Here is a 314-nt window from a genome sequence, read left to right as displayed (position 1 = left end):
ATCAAGAATATATTTTTGGAAAAAAAGCTCCAAAAAATCTAACACTTCATTATAAGACTGTAAATTTATCATGGTTCCTATGGAAGAATATCAATCTTGTCGAAATTAATAACTCTATTTTCAGCATGCAACTGTTGAACATTATCTTGGCCGTATTCAGGGTATGCCTTAGTAAACGGTTCAAGGAGCGCTCTTGGTCTATCGACGAACATTCTGGGGGTCGCAGGCCCGACATAGAAATCAGGCTTTGTTTTACCGATACACTCACAGCTCCCCCCCACGGATCCACCCACCCCAGCGCATTCGGCGCATAC

General features: G+C 42.4%; 1 protein-coding gene. It reads right to left on the bottom strand.

Annotated elements, in window-relative coordinates; all coding sequences use genetic code 11:
- Positions 1 to 77: 77 nt before the first annotated feature.
- On the bottom strand, positions 78 to 314 hold a 237-nt coding region (locus tag IM295_RS23195; RefSeq protein WP_226859543.1), incomplete at its 5' end, for a hypothetical protein.

It is taken from the genome of Enterobacter cloacae complex sp. P14RS (genome assembly GCF_014895895.1).
GTDB classification, from domain to species: domain Bacteria; phylum Pseudomonadota; class Gammaproteobacteria; order Enterobacterales; family Enterobacteriaceae; genus Enterobacter; species Enterobacter bugandensis.
This window is presented reverse-complemented; position numbering and strand designations above follow the sequence as displayed.